We start from the raw sequence: 14,663 nt of genomic DNA, 5'->3' as shown, positions 1-14,663 counted from the left end.
TAAGAATCCCCCGTTCATTGATTTTTTTTCCTTTTCTTCTTTCTCTGTCATACATTTGTTATAGAATTGTAACATCGAATACCCCAAGCCCTATGAATATAAACGAAACGTTCCATATTGCCCCCGCACTTTCCACTTTCTCACCCATTTCTTTGGAAGAGATGAACACCATCCGTTTAATGAACCGTACAGATACGAAATATATTGTTTCGCTGCCTGTCCTGATGGATGTACTACGGCGTGCAAGTCAGTATTATCGTGTACAGGAAGTAGAAGGGGAACGAAATATCGCCTATCATACTACCTATCTTGATACACCGGATTACGCTATGTACCTGGCGCATCAGAACGGAAGAGTGATACGTGAAAAGATACGTGTACGAACCTATGTTGCTTCCGGCCTGACATTCCTTGAAGTGAAAAATAAGAATAATAAAGGGCGCACGGATAAAAAACGTATCCGGGTGCAAGGAGTCGATTCTTTACATGTGGATGGTGGAGAAGAATTTCTTCGTAATCACGCCTGGTATGAGTTATCCGCCTTAGACCTTCTTTTAGAAAATCATTTCCATCGCATTACATTGGTGAATAAAGCCATGACAGAACGCCTGACCATTGATACAGGCGTACATTTCCATCATCTTCTAACGGGCACGGAAGCCAAACTCGACAACTTGGCAATAATAGAACTGAAACGCGACGGAAGAACCTATTCACCTATCAGTGAAATACTGCGCGAACTACATGTACGCCCTTCGGGAATTAGTAAATACTGCGTAGGAACCGTATTAACGGCAGGTGAGTTGAAATACAATCGTTTCAAACCCAAATTGAGACTCGCACAAAAAATTGCAAAGCGTAAGATAATGGATATATAATAAGGTAATGAATATATAATATTAAAATTGAATAGTATGTTTGACGAACTGAGTGATATTACATTGATAGAAACGCCATTACTGGATAGTGCGGGTTTTATGGAATTGCTGCTGCGATTCTTCTTCAATTTATTGGTCGTATCCTGCATTATCCATTTGTTCTACTATCCGAAGAGCAAACGGCGCGATTATTACTTCACCTTTACTCTGATCAGTATTAGCATCTTCCTGATGATTTTCCTCTTGGGAAGTGTCAAGTTGAAAATCGGCTTTGCCCTCGGATTATTCGCCATTTTCGGCATCATACGTTACAGGACGGAGTCGATGCCGGTACGCGAGATGACTTACCTTTTTGTCATCATCGCTATCTCCGTGATAAATGCCCTTGCCGTAGCTATCAGCCATGCCGAATTGCTGTGTACCAATCTTCTTTTTATAGTAAGTATATGGATTTGTGAAAGCAATCGATGGCTGAAACACATCTCGTGCAAATTGATTCAGTATGACAAGATAGAACTGATAAAGCCCGAACGGGAACCGGATTTATTGCGTGACCTTCGTGAACGTACAGGGCTTGACGTACTTCGTGTGGAAATCGGGCACATAGACTTCCTGCGTGACACTGCTATACTGAAAGTCTATTACGAGCCTTTGAGAGATGAGATAAATACGATAGATACTCTAACCCGCCTTCCTAAGGAAAATGAATGAGAATATGAACGACCAGAAAAACAAAAAAGGACAAACCCGCTTCAAAAGAGCAGGAATGTATCTGACGGGCTGTTTGTTATTGCTGTGCATGGCAGAAACGACCCGTGCCCAAAGTGATGATTTCGGCATATGGACCAGTGCGGAAGTGAAGAAAAAACTATTCCCCGGATTCGACGCTTCTTTAGAAGGCGAGTTCCGTACCAGGGACGGATTGCAGACAGTAGAGCGTTGGTCAGGTTCGGCAGGTGTTTCCTATAAAGTGTTCCGTTGGCTGAAAGCATCCGCCGGATATACATTTATCAATTACTACCATCCGATGGAGACAACTAAAAAAGGAAATTATATCCCCGAGTACTGGCAAGCGAAGCATCGCGTTCAGTTGTCACTGACAGGAAAAGTGGACTGGCGCCGTTTCACATTTTCTCTTCGTGAACGATGGCAGTACACCTATCGTCCCAGCCAGTCCGTTGCGAAATACGACGGAGACGACGGGAGCGCGAAGAATGATGAATATATCAGTGGAAAGGGGAAGAATGTGCTTCGTTCCCGTTTACAAATAGAATATAATATACGTAAGTGCGCTTTCACCCCCTATACTTCGTGCGAACTGTCTCATTCACTAAATGACAATGCAGCTTTTGAAAAACTGCGATGGACATTGGGGACGGAATGGAAACTAAGTAAAAAATATTCCCTTGATTTCTACTATCTGTATCAGAATAAAGCGGATGATGATGAGGCGAACGGGCATGTGGTTGGCGCAGGATACTCGTTTAAGTTTTAATGTATAAAGCGGAAAGTTATGAAAAAGAATGTGTTGTTTTGGATGCCGGTACTGTTACTGCTGTTGGTGAACTGTACGACGGAGTCATTCGACTTCGGTGGGGAAGAAGGAATATTGGTCGAAGGTTCGGGCGGTGGAAGCAGCCAGCCTGACCCGACGGTTCCCGAAGAATCGGGGGATTTGTTGGGATTTACCGTCGCTTTCGATGAAAATGATGAATTGACTTACGGGAGTATGCCGGAAACAGTTCCGGCGGATGATGAAGACTTTATAGAAAATTCCGAATTTACGTCCGTAGTGACCATTGTTTATAACGGAACGACAGCGACGGTAAGCAACAGTGTTTCCGGCGTAGAAGTGTCTTCCAACGGGGGACATGTGGTAGTGAATTCTGCGGTCAGTAAAGTGGAATACGTGTTGAGCGGAACAACGGCGAACGGTTCGTTCAAAGTATATAGCGATAAAAAGTTCAAACTGTCGCTAGCAGGAGTGTCTATCCTCAATCCGGTGGGCGCGGCTATAAATATACAGTCATCCAAACGTGTATTTGTGGTATGCGCGGACGGGACGACAAATATCCTGGCAGACGGTTCTTCGTACACGTCGGCCACCGAGGGCGAAGATATGAAAGCCTGTTTCTTCAGTGAAGGACAGCTTGTATTCAGCGGCAGCGGTTTGCTGACAGTCACCGGAAACTATAAACATGCCATCACGAGTGACGAATATGTACGTTTCCGTAGCGGATGTAATATTACAATTCCCGCTGCCAGGAAAGACGGTATCCATGTCAATGACGCTGTTGTTATCGGCGGCGGAATCCTGAACATATCTTCCACCGAAGACGCCATCCGGTGCGAAGACGGTGGAATCACGATGACAGGCGGCTTTGTGAAAGTATCTACAACAGCCAACAAAGCACATGGGCTAAAATCTTATCTGGACGTAGCAATCAGTGGTGGTGCCATCCAGGCACAAGTGGCGGGAGCCGCCTCGAAAGGAATATCCTGCGATGGCAACCTGACCTTTTCGGGTGGAAAATTGACAGCCTTCACCTCTCAGACCGCCCTCTACGAAGACAATGATTTAAGCTCGTGCGCCGGAATCAAATGTGACGGCAATATCCTGATTACAGGTGGTGAAATAGCCATCCAAAGCACAGGCGGAGCCGGCAAGGGGATAAACTGCGATGGTTCTATCACCATCAGTGACGGTACGGTGAAAGTCATTACCACCGGCACCCAATGTGTATATGGCAAACTCGACTCATCGGCAAAGGGAATAAAGGCGGACGGGGCACTGACAATCAATGGCGGAACCGTATTGGTGAAAGCTACCGGCGGCGAAGGCAGTGAAGGTATCGAAAGCAAAAGCGTGCTGACTGTGAATAACGGCATGATTGCCGCCCTCTGTTACGATGACTGTATGAATGCCAGCAACAGCATTGTCATTAACGGCGGTAATATCTACTGCTACAGTTCCGGCAACGACGGTATTGACTCCAACGGCACACTGACTATCACAGGCGGAGTGATTGTATCATCCGGCACTACCTCTCCCGAAGAAGGATTCGATTGCGACCAGAACACTTTCAAGATAACCGGTGGCATTGCCCTCGGCATTGGTGGCGGGACGAGTACGCCTACTTCCGGTGTATGTACACAGCGTAGCGTTATTTATGGCGGTTCGGGCTCGAATGGAGAATATCTTAATATCCGGTCTGCCGACGGAACCGATATTCTGACTTACCAGATTCCCCGGACTTATTCTCAGATGACAGTCTTGTTCAGTAGCCCGAACCTGACGTCGGGCGGAAGTTACACAATCTCGAAAGGCGGAACCGTTTCCGGCGGCTCCGAGTTCTTCGGTTTATATACGGGAGCAACCTACTCCGGTGGTACGCAGGCGGCAACTTTCACAGCCGGCTCGATGGTGACGCAAGTCGGCAGTACGTCCGGCGGTGGCGGTCAGCCTGGTGGCGGTGGCGGACCCGGCGGATGGGGATGGTAAACAGCAGTTTACCGTCGAAATCCGTCCTTTGGTCGATTCTATTTGGGATAAAGCAGTGCCAGTCCTACCTTTGTCCCGCTAACTTGGAATAAATGGAGCATGGAACGACAGCGTAAGCAACAATTGCTGGAACAGGGCATTTATGGAGCCATTTGGGTTGTAATATTCCTTCTTCCGCTGATAGGCGGATACTTTGCCATGAGTGGCGGACTCGAAAGAGAAGAAATCCGCATGATTATTCGCGACTCATGGCTAGGTATCCTTCCTTTCTTCATGCTTTTTTTGCTAAACAATTACGGACTGGTTCCCTATCTCCTTTTCAAGAAAAAATACGGGCAGTATTTTGTTTCATTGTTTTTGTTGATAATTGCTGTGTGCTGGTTCGTTCCGTCCCCTTATATGGAACGCTTCAGAAAAGACTTCAGGCACGACGGCTTGCATCGTGACGTGAAAGAAAGTCCAAGAGACCAAATTATAAAGATGAGAGAGAAGAGCAGGGAGAAAGGAGAGGCATACTGGAATGAGCCTGAGCGTGAAAAGCCCCCTATGGAAATGGGAAATCCTAAAGGTGGTCCTAAAGCTTTTCCCAAACGGGGGCCTCTTCCTTATCCCCCCTTTGGAATCCGTTACCTCATTCATTTTGCCATTGCTTTTTTGATGGTAGGGTTCAATATTGCCATCAAACTTTTCTTTAAGTCTTTCCGCGACGAAGAAATGCTGAAAGAACTCGAACACCAGCGTTTGCAATCCGAATTGCAGTACCTCAAATATCAAATCAACCCTCATTTCTTCATGAATACGCTCAATAATATTCATGCATTGGTGGACATTGATACGGGAAAAGCGAAGAGCACGATTGTCGAACTCTCTAAATTGATGCGCTATGTGCTGTATGAAGCGAGCAATAAAACCACCCTGCTTTCACGTGAGGTGCAGTTTCTCGAGAACTATGTCGGCTTGATGAGCCTGCGCTATACCAACAAAGTCTCTATCGAGATGTATTTCCCTGCCGAAGTGCCCAAGGTAGAGATTCCCCCCTTGCTCTTTATCTCTTTTGTGGAGAACGCCTTCAAGCATGGCGTCAGTTACCGGAACGAGTCTTTCATCCGCGTCCTTGTACAGTTGGAAGAAGACAACCGCCTGTCTTTCCGTTGCACGAACAGCAATAACGGCTCGGCGGATGAACAGCATCACGGCATCGGGCTCGAAAACGTACGGAAGCGTCTGCGGCTACTGTTCGGCAATGATTATACACTTTCCATTACGGACGAGAAACAAACTTTTGATGTGTTACTTATTATACCTTTATTATAATGAAATGTTTAGCAATAGATGACGAACCGTTGGCATTGGCACAAATCTCGGATTATATATCCCGTGTCCCTTTTTTGTCTTTAGTGAAATCCTGCCAGGATGCTTTCGAAGCAATGAAGGTATTGGCGGAAGAAGAAGTAGACCTGATATTCGTGGATATCAATATGCCCGATTTGAACGGACTGGACTTTGTACGGTCACTGATTAGTCCGCCATTGGTCATTTTCACCACCGCCTATTCGGAATATGCGGTAGACGGCTTTAAACTGGATGCCGTGGATTACCTGCTGAAACCGTTCGAGTTTCAGGATTTGCTGAAAGCGGCGGACAAAGCCCGCAAACAGTTTGAATACCGGTTATTGGAACAGCAGGGAGAACTGGGAAACGCTTCGCAGATAAAAGGGGACTCGCTGTTTGTGAAGAGCGATTATAAGGTAATCCGTATCGACGTGAACAATATCCGCTATATAGAAGGTATGAGTGAATACGTGCGTATCTTTGTAGAAGGAGAGGACAGGGCGGTTATCACGCTTGCCAGTCTCCAGAAAATGGAAGAACGGCTTCCCACGCATTTCATGCGGGTTCACCGTTCTTATATTGTCAATCTTCGAAAGATTACCGAAGTTTCCCGTCTCCGTATTATCTTCGATAAGAATACTTATATTCCTGTCAGTGATAATTATAAGGATAAATTCACCGAATATATCGGAAAACTGAGCCTTTCTTAAGAAACTGTATCTTTCCTGATAAGAATAACTACTTATTTGATGCCCAGTTTCTTGGCGATTTCCTTAGGAAGCGCATCTTTGTGTACCAGGATGTTCATAGTCTTGTAGGCTACGAATGCTTTGGAAGCATACCAGATACCCTTGTATTTGCCCGCTTTACCCCAGGAGTTCTTCACCATGAAGTATTCTTTTCCGTTTTGGTCTTTAGCGATACCATAGATTACCATTCCGTGGTCGTCAGTCGTTTCCCAGTTATCGAAAGCTGTTTGACGCATTTCCTGAGTGATTTCCATTTCCTGGAACGGTTTGGTAGTCATTTCTTTCTGCTTGTCAGCAGCCGTCAGACCTGTCCAGCGAGCCATATCCGAACCGCTAAGTTCAGCGCCTTTCGCTGCATCCGGCATTACGGCAGTACCATTGCGTGTGAAACCTTGTTCGCTCACGTCGCTGCCCCATGCGAAAGTATAACCTTTCTTTACGGCGTTGTCCATTACAGCCATCAGTTCGTCGATAGGCAGATTGTAAGACAAGCCGTTGCGCCAGTTATCCTGAATTTCGATAGCGAATTGGGAATAGAACGGATGATGCGTATAAGAAGTCAGTGATACGTAATCGTCAGGATTCAATCCCAGTGATTCGGCAAAAGATTTCGGAGTATATTCCTTGCCTTTATAAGTGAAGTTTTCCGGGCATTTACCCAAATAAGTGTCATAGATAGCTGCCAGTCCGTTTTTCCATACCGGAGTCAGCTTGCTCAGTTTGCCCTTGGCGATGGCGTTGATATAGCCGGAAGCAACAGCGTCCAGTTCGTTATGTACCGGCAGCGTATCACCATACATGATTCCCGGCATCACTTCCTGCGGAACGATACCATAATTCTTGATGCAATACATTACATCGTAGAAACTTCCGCCCGGAGAAAAAGAACTGTCACCATGATAACGTACATAGTTTACTCCGCGGTCCTGCATCGTTTTGTGTACCACAAACATTTCAGCCAGGTCATATTCGCCTTTGCCCATACGAAGTAGTTCTGATTCTACAAATCCGAGAGTGGAGAAACTCCAGCACGTGCTCGAACGGTTCTGATTCTTGATGGAAGTAATCGGGTTTTCTTTCACTGTCGTGAATACAAATCCCTCTTGGGGTTTTGCGTCTTGTGCCGTCATGCTCAGGCTGCATAAGCCCAAAGCAGCGATAAGGATACTTTTTTTCATTCTTATGACATTCATATTAAATTTGTTTTGGCCACAAATATAACGATTCCTCTCTTGAAAACCATCCATTTGGATTCAATTTGCATAAAAAAAGAATGAATATTACTGTATCTTGGCGCGATAGGTTCGTTCGGAGAAGGTAATATTGAGGAACAGGGACAGGCTGTTTTCACGTTGCATACCGGCGGGTACCTTCATCTGTCCCTTGTATTTCAGTCCGATGGAAAGTACATTATTATTGCGCAGACCCAAATTCAGCCCCGTACTCATATAGTATTCAGTCGCCTTTTTCTTTTGGATGACAATGTAGGAATTGTTGATTCCCGTTCCCAGCAACAAGCTGACCGGATTACGGTACACATTGCCTAAGGTATATCTTCCCCCCAGTGACAACCGGTGCTGATTCTCAAAACTGATATTGGATTGTGAAGATTGCATCCGGCTCCAGTCCACATACTTATAATCAACGGTTGCCATCCACCGCAAGCTGTTGTAAGAAACTCCTAACCCAAAGAATTGGGGAAGGCATTGCCGATAGCGTTTCAGGTCTTTTGCAATATCATCCCCGCCCGAACTGCTGCTGACGTATAGGCTGTTCTCCTGCTTGAAGTCCTGCGAATAGCCATAGACGGCACCTGCTACGAAAGAACGGTCACGGTCGATTGCCCATTTATACTGCACGCCGAAATCTGCATAAAACGTATGTTTATACGAACTCGTTTCTTCTGACGCACTGCCTTGTGTTTCCGTCTGCGTAATAGTACCGGTAACGTAGGAGAGATTCGTGCCGATAGAAAATCCTTTTCCGAAAAGATACGCTGTGCTGATACCCATTTTAGACAGCCCGCCTTCGCCTTGAAACAGGGAAGAAACGGTACTTCCGTTACTGCCCGCCACTTCTTCATCCAACGTGATGGCATATCCTACGCTACTCACAGGAGCCATGAAGATAGCCCCGTACCATCGTGGAATAATCCGGCAACCGATACTCAGGTTATTCAGATTCCCCGTGACGGAATGATTGTTTGCTCCCCGCTGCGAATAATTCTGATAAGCTCCCATGATGCCGGCATCTATCTGAAACCGCTGTTCACTTAGTTCCGTGAGTGAAGCCGGGTTGGCACTGTTCAGGAAATTATTACCCCGCAGAGCAATCCCCGCACCACCCAGTCCGGCATATTGTCCGCCTTCTCCGGTAGAGAGTTCACCCAATCCGAACATGGAAGTGGGCGAATTCGTTGTGTTTTGTGCCATCAATAAGTGAGCGGGAGTATAGAATGCCAAAAGGCAGAACAAAATCTTTTTCATTGTTGATAAATTTTGTAGAGTATGATAAGTTTGGTGTTCTTTTTATTAGCCGTATGCTCCCCATCGCCGAAGATAACACCTTGCAGGGTGGTGTAGAACAAGTTGTCGGGAAGGAATAACTGTAACTTCTGCCGGTTATAGCCGGTTGTTCCCAGGTTGCTTTGCAGGAAAGAGGTGATGTCGAAAGAATAATACGTCTCTTCGTAAGCCATGTCGTCAACCACCAGGTTACCCGTCTGTACGGAGCTTCCGGTAAGGTCGGTGATAACATCCTGTCTCACGTTATCCTCATTGGAAGTATAAAGTGTCAGGCTTGCGGGGAGCGGGTACATTCCGTCATATGTCCCCTTCACCGGATAGAGTTGTAACGTGGCGCTTTCGATGGTCACGAGTTCGCCTTCCGCGCAGAGATTATTCAAATGCGGGAAGTCGATAGCGATATACATTCCTGTCATGCCTTGCAGATAACATTGGTGTTCTGTCCGGGACGTGGACAGGGCATTGTCGGCGCCGCTTTTCAGTCCCTCAATCGGAGTGCCGGTACGGTCATATGATACCTTATTATATATAAGAGAACTGCTGGCATTGAATACAAGTGTCTTTTCCGTTGAAATTTCCGCCTGTTCATGGTAGTAAAGCGTAATACACAAACTGGAATCATTCACCTGGAATCCGTTGACGCAGGCGTCATTGTCGATGTCCGGAATAAAGGCGATTCCCTTGAAGTAATCATGGAAGAGCTCCTGCGACTCCATTTGACGCGCGTCTTGCAGCATCAGGTTAAACCACTCTTCCCCCCAGTTGTCGGGCAGGCGCACTTCCATTTCTTTTGTCCTTTGTCCGGGAGTCGGCTTGAAACTGAACGAGGTCAGGGGAGATGCTTCATACGATGTCCGGGTGGTACTGTATAGATACCCGTAATCATCCAGTTGGATATTTTCCGTCAGGCGGTGCATATGGATGCGTTGGGTACTTAGTGTATCTCCTAAATAATTGCCGGAGGAGTAAAGACGGATGGTGATGGAATCGAATGTATATACCGTCTCGTCATTAAAGGAGAAAGAGGGGATTTCGTATTCGGCATAGAATGAGGCCGTAATAGTCCCCCATAATTCATCTTTGCGATGTCCTATCTGACAAACGGTATCACCCGAAGTTGCCAGTGAGTCACTAAGGATGGTACTGAGCGATACGGTACAACTGTCTGTCTGTACATTCCGGAAAGAGCTTTCCACCCATTTCCCGCCTATTGCGGATGATTCGTCCAGGCAAGAGGAAAAGGAAAGAAATAGAAAGAGCGAAAAAAGTACTAAGATTGATTTCATGCAATACTAATGAAATTGGTTTTGTGACGGCAAAAGAAGAGCTTTTAAGCAGTCTCCCCAAAAACTATCGACTAAGTCTTGTTATTTGTCGACCTCAATTTCGTTGGTAGACAGAATATATCTGTTTGTCGATAGTTTTTTTATCCGTGCCCGTTGCCCCCTACTTTTGCGGGTAATAAACGACATATTTAATGGATAGAAAAATGAATAAATTACTTTGCATGGTGGTCGTACTGCTCTCATTGGCGGCATGTACGGAGGATACGGAATATACGGCAGGTGTGTGGTATCGCCGTTCTGATTTTGATGGGGTGGCACGTAATGATGCTGCCGGGTTTACTATTGGCAACAAAGGGTATATTTGCGGCGGATACCGGGGAAGCAACAAAGACCGCCTGAAAGATTGCTGGGAGTATGATATTGATAATGACTGGTGGACTCAATGCAAAGACATGAGTGAAGAAGCCATTGCCCGGAACGCGGCGACAGGCTTTTCTGTAGGGACGAAAGGATATATTGCCACAGGATATGACGCTAAGACCAGTTCGTTTCTGAAAGATTGCTGGCAATATGACCCGGCAACGAATGATTGGAAACAGATGGCGGACTTTCCCGGGGGAGGACGCCGTTATGCACTTTCTTTCGGCATCGGGCAATACGGTTATTTGGGTACGGGCTACGATGATAACTATCAGAAGGATTTTTACCGCTTTGACCCTTCGGTGGGTGATAAGGGAGAATGGACGCTTATCAATGGCTTCGGTGGACAGAAGCGCCAGGGCGGACAGGTTTTTATCATTGATGATGTAGCCTATATCTGCGGTGGTGAGAATAATAACTCGGATGTCACGGACTTTTGGTGCTTTGACCCGTCGAATGCATCCAATCCCTGGAAGCAACTGCGTGACATCAAAGATTCCAGTGATGATGATTATGATGACGACTATACTTCTATCGCACGCTGCTATGGCTGTGCTTTTGTGATTGACGGTAAAGGATATCTGGCCGTAGGACAGGCTGCGGGTGGGAGCTTGCGTACCAACTATTGGATATATGACCCTTCTACGGATTTGTGGGAAGGTGAAGACCTGACCGATTTCGAGGGCAGCGCACGTGCGAAAGCTGTTTGCTTTTCCACAGGAACACGGGGATTTATAACGACCGGTGGTAGTACTTCCTCGTCCTATTATGACGATACCTGGGAGTTGAAACCTTATGAATATGAAGAAAAATAAGATAATAACAGGTATTGGATGCCTTATCCTGTTACTTACCGCCGGGTTTGTCTGTTACCGGAACATGACTCCCGCAGACCGCTACCATTTGGAAGTGATGAAACTCGGAGAGGACGGATACGGTTATAAAATCTATGAGGGAGAACGTACGATTATTGTTCAGCCTTTCATTCCTGCCGTTGCCGGAAAAAGAGCTTTCCGTGCAGAGCAGGATGCCCGGCGAGTAGGAAATTTAGTTCTTGAACGTATAGAAGCAGGAGATGAATTTACTATATCGAAGGGGGATCTGGAGTACTTGGGGATTGTGTACTAATGCCACTTCGTTGGCACAGTCATGCCACTTCGTTGGCACGACTGTGCCAATGAGGTGGCACAAACTCAATACTAAGGTGTGGATTACTCCCCCTTTTGAGGGTTAATTACATAATCTTCCTTGATGAACTCATCATATACACGTTTCGGATGGTCGAATTGTGCAGTTCCACTCTTTTGTTCATTGAAATTCTCGCGGCGGAATTGCTTCAGCTTCAGGTTATCTTCGGCATATTCCCTTAGTTTTTTAGGTTCATTTCCATAAAGCGAGCTCTCGGTCACGTCCGAATTGAGCAGCCCTTCTTTCGGAGTGATGGTCGGTAGGAGTACTTGTTCCAATAATCCACGATAGGCGCCGTTATATTCGCACCACACGATGTCGTTGGTTACAAATATACGATAGGTGTACTTAGACCATGCGGTTTTGATTTCGACGGATGCAGCATAGATTTCAACTGTAGCTTCAGAACCATACGCCTGGTCACGAATCACAACGGTCGTCCGACCGCTGATTTCTTCCTTTACGGAAGTTTGCCATTTCTCGGAATGCATGATTTCTTCAATGATTTCCGGCAATCTTTCTTTAATCTCAAACTGTATTCTCATGGTGCTTGCCTGCGGGCAGGACTTTTTGATTTTTTCCTACTTAAACAATAAAGCTAGCCTAAAGTTACGTAGATTGAAGCAAAAAAACAAGATTTTGTTTAAATATTTGCTACTTTTGCCGGATAATCTGTCTTTTTCGTTTGTTTTTATAATAAATATGCACAAACAGTAATAGGGCAGAGTCTGTAAAGAGAGTGATAAATAAAAAAAAGGGGAGATAAGAATGAAGAACTTAGAAATAGATGAATGTACCGGATTAGTGTTGGAAGGCGGGGGAATGCGCGGCGTATTTACTTGCGGCGTACTCGATTATTTGATGGATTGCGACATTCGGTTCCCTTATGTGATAGGGGTATCTGCCGGAGCGTGCAACGGGCTTTCTTATGCTTCCCGTCAACGGGGACGTGCCAAATACAGCAATATCGACCTGTTGGAGAAGTACAATTATATCGGTCTGAAACATCTGCTCAAGAAACGGAATATCCTCGATTTCGATTTGTTGTTCAATGAATTTCCGGAACATATTCTTCCTTATGATTACGAAACATACTTTGCTTCGCCCGAACGTTTCGTCATGGTGACTACAAACTGCCTGACGGGAGAAGCCAACTATTTTGAAGAGAAGAAAGACAAGAACCGGGTGATTGATATTGTCCGTGCTTCCAGCAGTTTGCCTATTGTCTGTCCCATTGCTTATGTAGACGGTATTCCGATGCTCGACGGGGGAATTGTGGACTCCATTCCTCTGTTGCGTGCCATTGCCGATGGTTATACGCGCAATCTCGTTGTGCTCACCCGCAACCGTGGTTACCGGAAAGATTCCAAAGATATTCGTGTCCCGTCATTCGTATATCGCAAATATCCGAATTTGCGCGAAGCGTTGAGCCGGCGTTGTGCCCTGTACAATGAACAGTTGGAGATGGTGGAGCGCATGGAAGATGAAGGAAAGATTGTCGTTATCCGTCCGTTGAAACCGGTAGCCGTAGACCGCATCGAGAAAGATGTGCAGAAGCTGACGGAGTTTTATCAGGAAGGATATGAGTGCGCAAGAACTTTATTTGAAGGATAAAGGATTCTTCCTGCTCTTTGTTTCTCTCCATATGGCGGATAAGATTGTTGAATATTGGCTATGCTTCCTGTTCACTGTGGTTTCCTGTTCATTGTGAGTTTGTATATTGTTCGGCAGCTCTTTTTAGTTTCTTGCCCATCAATTCTACCAATGTCTTCGGATACAGGATTTGTATTCCGTCGGCATATCCGAAGAATACCCGTTCCAGTTCATGGTTGATGACTACCTTGATTTCCAGTATGACGCTTCCGTCAGCCAGTTCTTCTATCAATTGCTGGCTGTGATGTATCGGCTTGGTTATGATGTAAGGCGCTTCGTCGGCTCTCACTTTGAAACCTACTTTTTCCGCTTTGCTTCCTGAGTTCTTGGTCACTCCGACCAGGTCGTCAAAGAATGTATTCGGGTCGAAGAATGTATTCTTTATAGATTGTTCTTGTTGCAGGACTTCTAAGGAGTGTATCCTGTCCAAAGCTAAATTTTGCAACATGCGTCCCCTTCTCCTTACTCCGTAGACAAACCAACGGTTCCGGTATTCTTTTAATAGATAAGGATAAAAAATAAATTCGTTTGCCGAACGTGCTTTGAACGAACGATATTTAATCCGTATCGGATGCTCGTTTACGATGGCGTGATAGATGATGTCCAGATAATCCAGTCCTTTCAGTGATTCATTCTTTTCGAAGTCGATGACCGGAGTTGTCTTCATTCGTGCGGAAGCGACATGGTCTTCCAAGCGATTGATAATATCGCTCATTTCCGTGAAGTAAGAGAATCCTTTGAACTGTCGTAATACTTCCACAGCTTCCGACATTGTTTTCAAATCCTGTTCGTTCAGCGGAGTTTGCGTGATGCTGTATTCCGGGTCTTCATATTTATAGTATTTATTCTCGTACACTACAATCGGGGCGTTATACCCCAGCTTCTCGCTGCGCATCATCTGGATATCCATCTGCACGGTACGTTTGCTTATTCCTTTGTCAATGCCCTCATATTCATAAAGGGCATCCGAACAGGCGTCCATCAAATCTTCCAACGTCCAGCGTCGGTAAGGATTACGCAGACAGTTGTCAATCGTTTTATAACGAATCAAGGCATTTCTATTGGCTGGCATAAGCAGAAGAATAAAGATTTGCTTCAAAAGTAGAAAAATAAATTCAGGAAAACAAAGA

The 14,663-nt window shown here is 45.6% G+C and carries 14 protein-coding genes; 9 read left to right on the top strand and 5 right to left on the bottom strand.

Features of this window, described 5'->3' with window-relative positions; all coding sequences use genetic code 11:
* Positions 1 to 92: 92 nt before the first annotated feature.
* From BacF7301_RS23885 to BacF7301_RS23860, 6 genes are all read left to right on the top strand, one after another.
* Positions 93 to 878 carry a polyphosphate polymerase domain-containing protein gene (locus tag BacF7301_RS23885; RefSeq protein WP_167966715.1) on the top strand — a complete coding sequence of 262 codons (786 nt, stop codon included), beginning with the start codon at positions 93 to 95 and terminating at the stop codon, positions 876 to 878.
* A 36-nt stretch (positions 879 to 914) separates the two neighbouring features.
* A complete protein-coding gene (locus BacF7301_RS23880; RefSeq protein WP_167966714.1) occupies positions 915 to 1,589 on the top strand; it encodes a DUF4956 domain-containing protein in 675 nt (224 codons plus the stop codon).
* A 55-nt stretch (positions 1,590 to 1,644) separates the two neighbouring features.
* Positions 1,645 to 2,373, top strand: coding sequence for a DUF2490 domain-containing protein (locus tag BacF7301_RS23875; protein ID WP_167967291.1), 729 nt, complete (start codon positions 1,645 to 1,647; stop codon positions 2,371 to 2,373).
* An 18-nt stretch (positions 2,374 to 2,391) separates the two neighbouring features.
* The gene (locus tag BacF7301_RS23870) at positions 2,392 to 4,380 is read left to right on the top strand and encodes a carbohydrate-binding domain-containing protein (RefSeq protein WP_167966713.1); all 1,989 of its coding nucleotides are present in this window, start codon (positions 2,392 to 2,394) and stop codon (positions 4,378 to 4,380) included.
* Between the two features lie 99 nt (positions 4,381 to 4,479).
* Complete coding sequence (locus BacF7301_RS23865; RefSeq protein WP_167966712.1) at positions 4,480 to 5,694, top strand: sensor histidine kinase; 1,215 nt, start codon at positions 4,480 to 4,482, stop codon at positions 5,692 to 5,694.
* A complete protein-coding gene (locus BacF7301_RS23860) occupies positions 5,694 to 6,422 on the top strand; it encodes a LytR/AlgR family response regulator transcription factor (protein WP_167966711.1) in 729 nt (242 codons plus the stop codon). The genes BacF7301_RS23865 and BacF7301_RS23860 overlap by 1 nt, the downstream gene beginning before the upstream one ends.
* A gap of 32 nt (positions 6,423 to 6,454) precedes the next feature.
* Here BacF7301_RS23860 and BacF7301_RS23855 read toward each other — a convergent pair whose 3' ends face one another.
* The 3 genes from BacF7301_RS23855 to BacF7301_RS23845 form a co-directional block, all read right to left on the bottom strand.
* Positions 6,455 to 7,639, bottom strand: coding sequence for a C1 family peptidase (locus BacF7301_RS23855; protein ID WP_167966710.1), 1,185 nt, complete (start codon positions 7,637 to 7,639; stop codon positions 6,455 to 6,457).
* Positions 7,640 to 7,741: 102 nt separating this feature from the next.
* Positions 7,742 to 8,947, bottom strand: a complete 1,206-nt coding sequence (gene bamG / locus BacF7301_RS23850; protein WP_167966709.1) for a BamG family beta-barrel-assembly machinery protein — start codon at positions 8,945 to 8,947, stop codon at positions 7,742 to 7,744.
* Entirely contained in the window at positions 8,944 to 10,272 is a 1,329-nt protein-coding gene (locus BacF7301_RS23845; protein ID WP_167966708.1) for a DUF4270 family protein, read from the bottom strand. Before BacF7301_RS23845 ends, bamG begins: the two co-directional genes overlap by 4 nt.
* Before the next feature lie 191 nt (positions 10,273 to 10,463).
* Here BacF7301_RS23845 and BacF7301_RS23840 point away from each other — a divergent pair, with 191 nt between their 5' ends.
* Complete coding sequence (locus BacF7301_RS23840) at positions 10,464 to 11,507, top strand: Kelch repeat-containing protein (RefSeq protein WP_167966707.1); 1,044 nt, start codon at positions 10,464 to 10,466, stop codon at positions 11,505 to 11,507.
* Entirely contained in the window at positions 11,494 to 11,820 is a 327-nt protein-coding gene (locus BacF7301_RS23835; RefSeq protein WP_245208289.1) for a DUF4907 domain-containing protein, read from the top strand. Before BacF7301_RS23840 ends, BacF7301_RS23835 begins: the two co-directional genes overlap by 14 nt.
* Positions 11,821 to 11,903: 83 nt before the next feature.
* Here BacF7301_RS23835 and BacF7301_RS23830 read toward each other — a convergent pair whose 3' ends face one another.
* Complete coding sequence (locus BacF7301_RS23830) at positions 11,904 to 12,425, bottom strand: hypothetical protein (protein WP_167966705.1); 522 nt, start codon at positions 12,423 to 12,425, stop codon at positions 11,904 to 11,906.
* Positions 12,426 to 12,648: 223 nt separating this feature from the next.
* Here BacF7301_RS23830 and BacF7301_RS23825 point away from each other — a divergent pair, with 223 nt between their 5' ends.
* Complete coding sequence (locus BacF7301_RS23825; RefSeq protein ID WP_167966704.1) at positions 12,649 to 13,494, top strand: patatin-like phospholipase family protein; 846 nt, start codon at positions 12,649 to 12,651, stop codon at positions 13,492 to 13,494.
* An 88-nt stretch (positions 13,495 to 13,582) separates the two neighbouring features.
* Here the strand turns inward: BacF7301_RS23825 and BacF7301_RS23820 are convergent, their stop codons facing one another.
* Positions 13,583 to 14,605: a helix-turn-helix transcriptional regulator gene (locus BacF7301_RS23820; protein WP_167966703.1), complete on the bottom strand. Its 1,023-nt coding sequence runs from the start codon at positions 14,603 to 14,605 to the stop codon at positions 13,583 to 13,585.
* Between the last annotated feature and the right edge of the window lie 58 nt (positions 14,606 to 14,663).

Origin of the sequence: Bacteroides faecium (assembly GCF_012113595.1) — a bacterium.
GTDB classification, from domain to species: Bacteria; Bacteroidota; Bacteroidia; order Bacteroidales; family Bacteroidaceae; genus Bacteroides; species Bacteroides faecium.
This window is presented reverse-complemented; position numbering and strand designations above follow the sequence as displayed.

What these genes read in the sequence shown, in the direction of transcription:
- BacF7301_RS23885 (WP_167966715.1), top strand. Translation starts at nt 93, where the DNA reads ATGAATATAAACGAAACGTTCCATATTGCCCCCGCACTTTCCACTTTC.
- BacF7301_RS23880 (WP_167966714.1), top strand. Translation starts at nt 915, where the DNA reads ATGTTTGACGAACTGAGTGATATTACATTGATAGAAACGCCATTACTG.
- BacF7301_RS23875 (WP_167967291.1), top strand. Translation starts at nt 1,645, where the DNA reads ATGTATCTGACGGGCTGTTTGTTATTGCTGTGCATGGCAGAAACGACC.
- BacF7301_RS23870 (WP_167966713.1), top strand. Translation starts at nt 2,392, where the DNA reads ATGAAAAAGAATGTGTTGTTTTGGATGCCGGTACTGTTACTGCTGTTG.
- BacF7301_RS23865 (WP_167966712.1), top strand. Translation starts at nt 4,480, where the DNA reads ATGGAACGACAGCGTAAGCAACAATTGCTGGAACAGGGCATTTATGGA.
- BacF7301_RS23860 (WP_167966711.1), top strand. Translation starts at nt 5,694, where the DNA reads ATGAAATGTTTAGCAATAGATGACGAACCGTTGGCATTGGCACAAATC.
- BacF7301_RS23855 (WP_167966710.1), bottom strand. Translation starts at nt 7,639, where the DNA reads ATGAAAAAAAGTATCCTTATCGCTGCTTTGGGCTTATGCAGCCTGAGC.
- bamG (WP_167966709.1), bottom strand. Translation starts at nt 8,947, where the DNA reads ATGAAAAAGATTTTGTTCTGCCTTTTGGCATTCTATACTCCCGCTCAC.
- BacF7301_RS23845 (WP_167966708.1), bottom strand. Translation starts at nt 10,272, where the DNA reads ATGAAATCAATCTTAGTACTTTTTTCGCTCTTTCTATTTCTTTCCTTT.
- BacF7301_RS23840 (WP_167966707.1), top strand. Translation starts at nt 10,464, where the DNA reads ATGGATAGAAAAATGAATAAATTACTTTGCATGGTGGTCGTACTGCTC.
- BacF7301_RS23835 (WP_245208289.1), top strand. Translation starts at nt 11,494, where the DNA reads ATGAAGAAAAATAAGATAATAACAGGTATTGGATGCCTTATCCTGTTA.
- BacF7301_RS23830 (WP_167966705.1), bottom strand. Translation starts at nt 12,425, where the DNA reads ATGAGAATACAGTTTGAGATTAAAGAAAGATTGCCGGAAATCATTGAA.
- BacF7301_RS23825 (WP_167966704.1), top strand. Translation starts at nt 12,649, where the DNA reads ATGAAGAACTTAGAAATAGATGAATGTACCGGATTAGTGTTGGAAGGC.
- BacF7301_RS23820 (WP_167966703.1), bottom strand. Translation starts at nt 14,605, where the DNA reads ATGCCAGCCAATAGAAATGCCTTGATTCGTTATAAAACGATTGACAAC.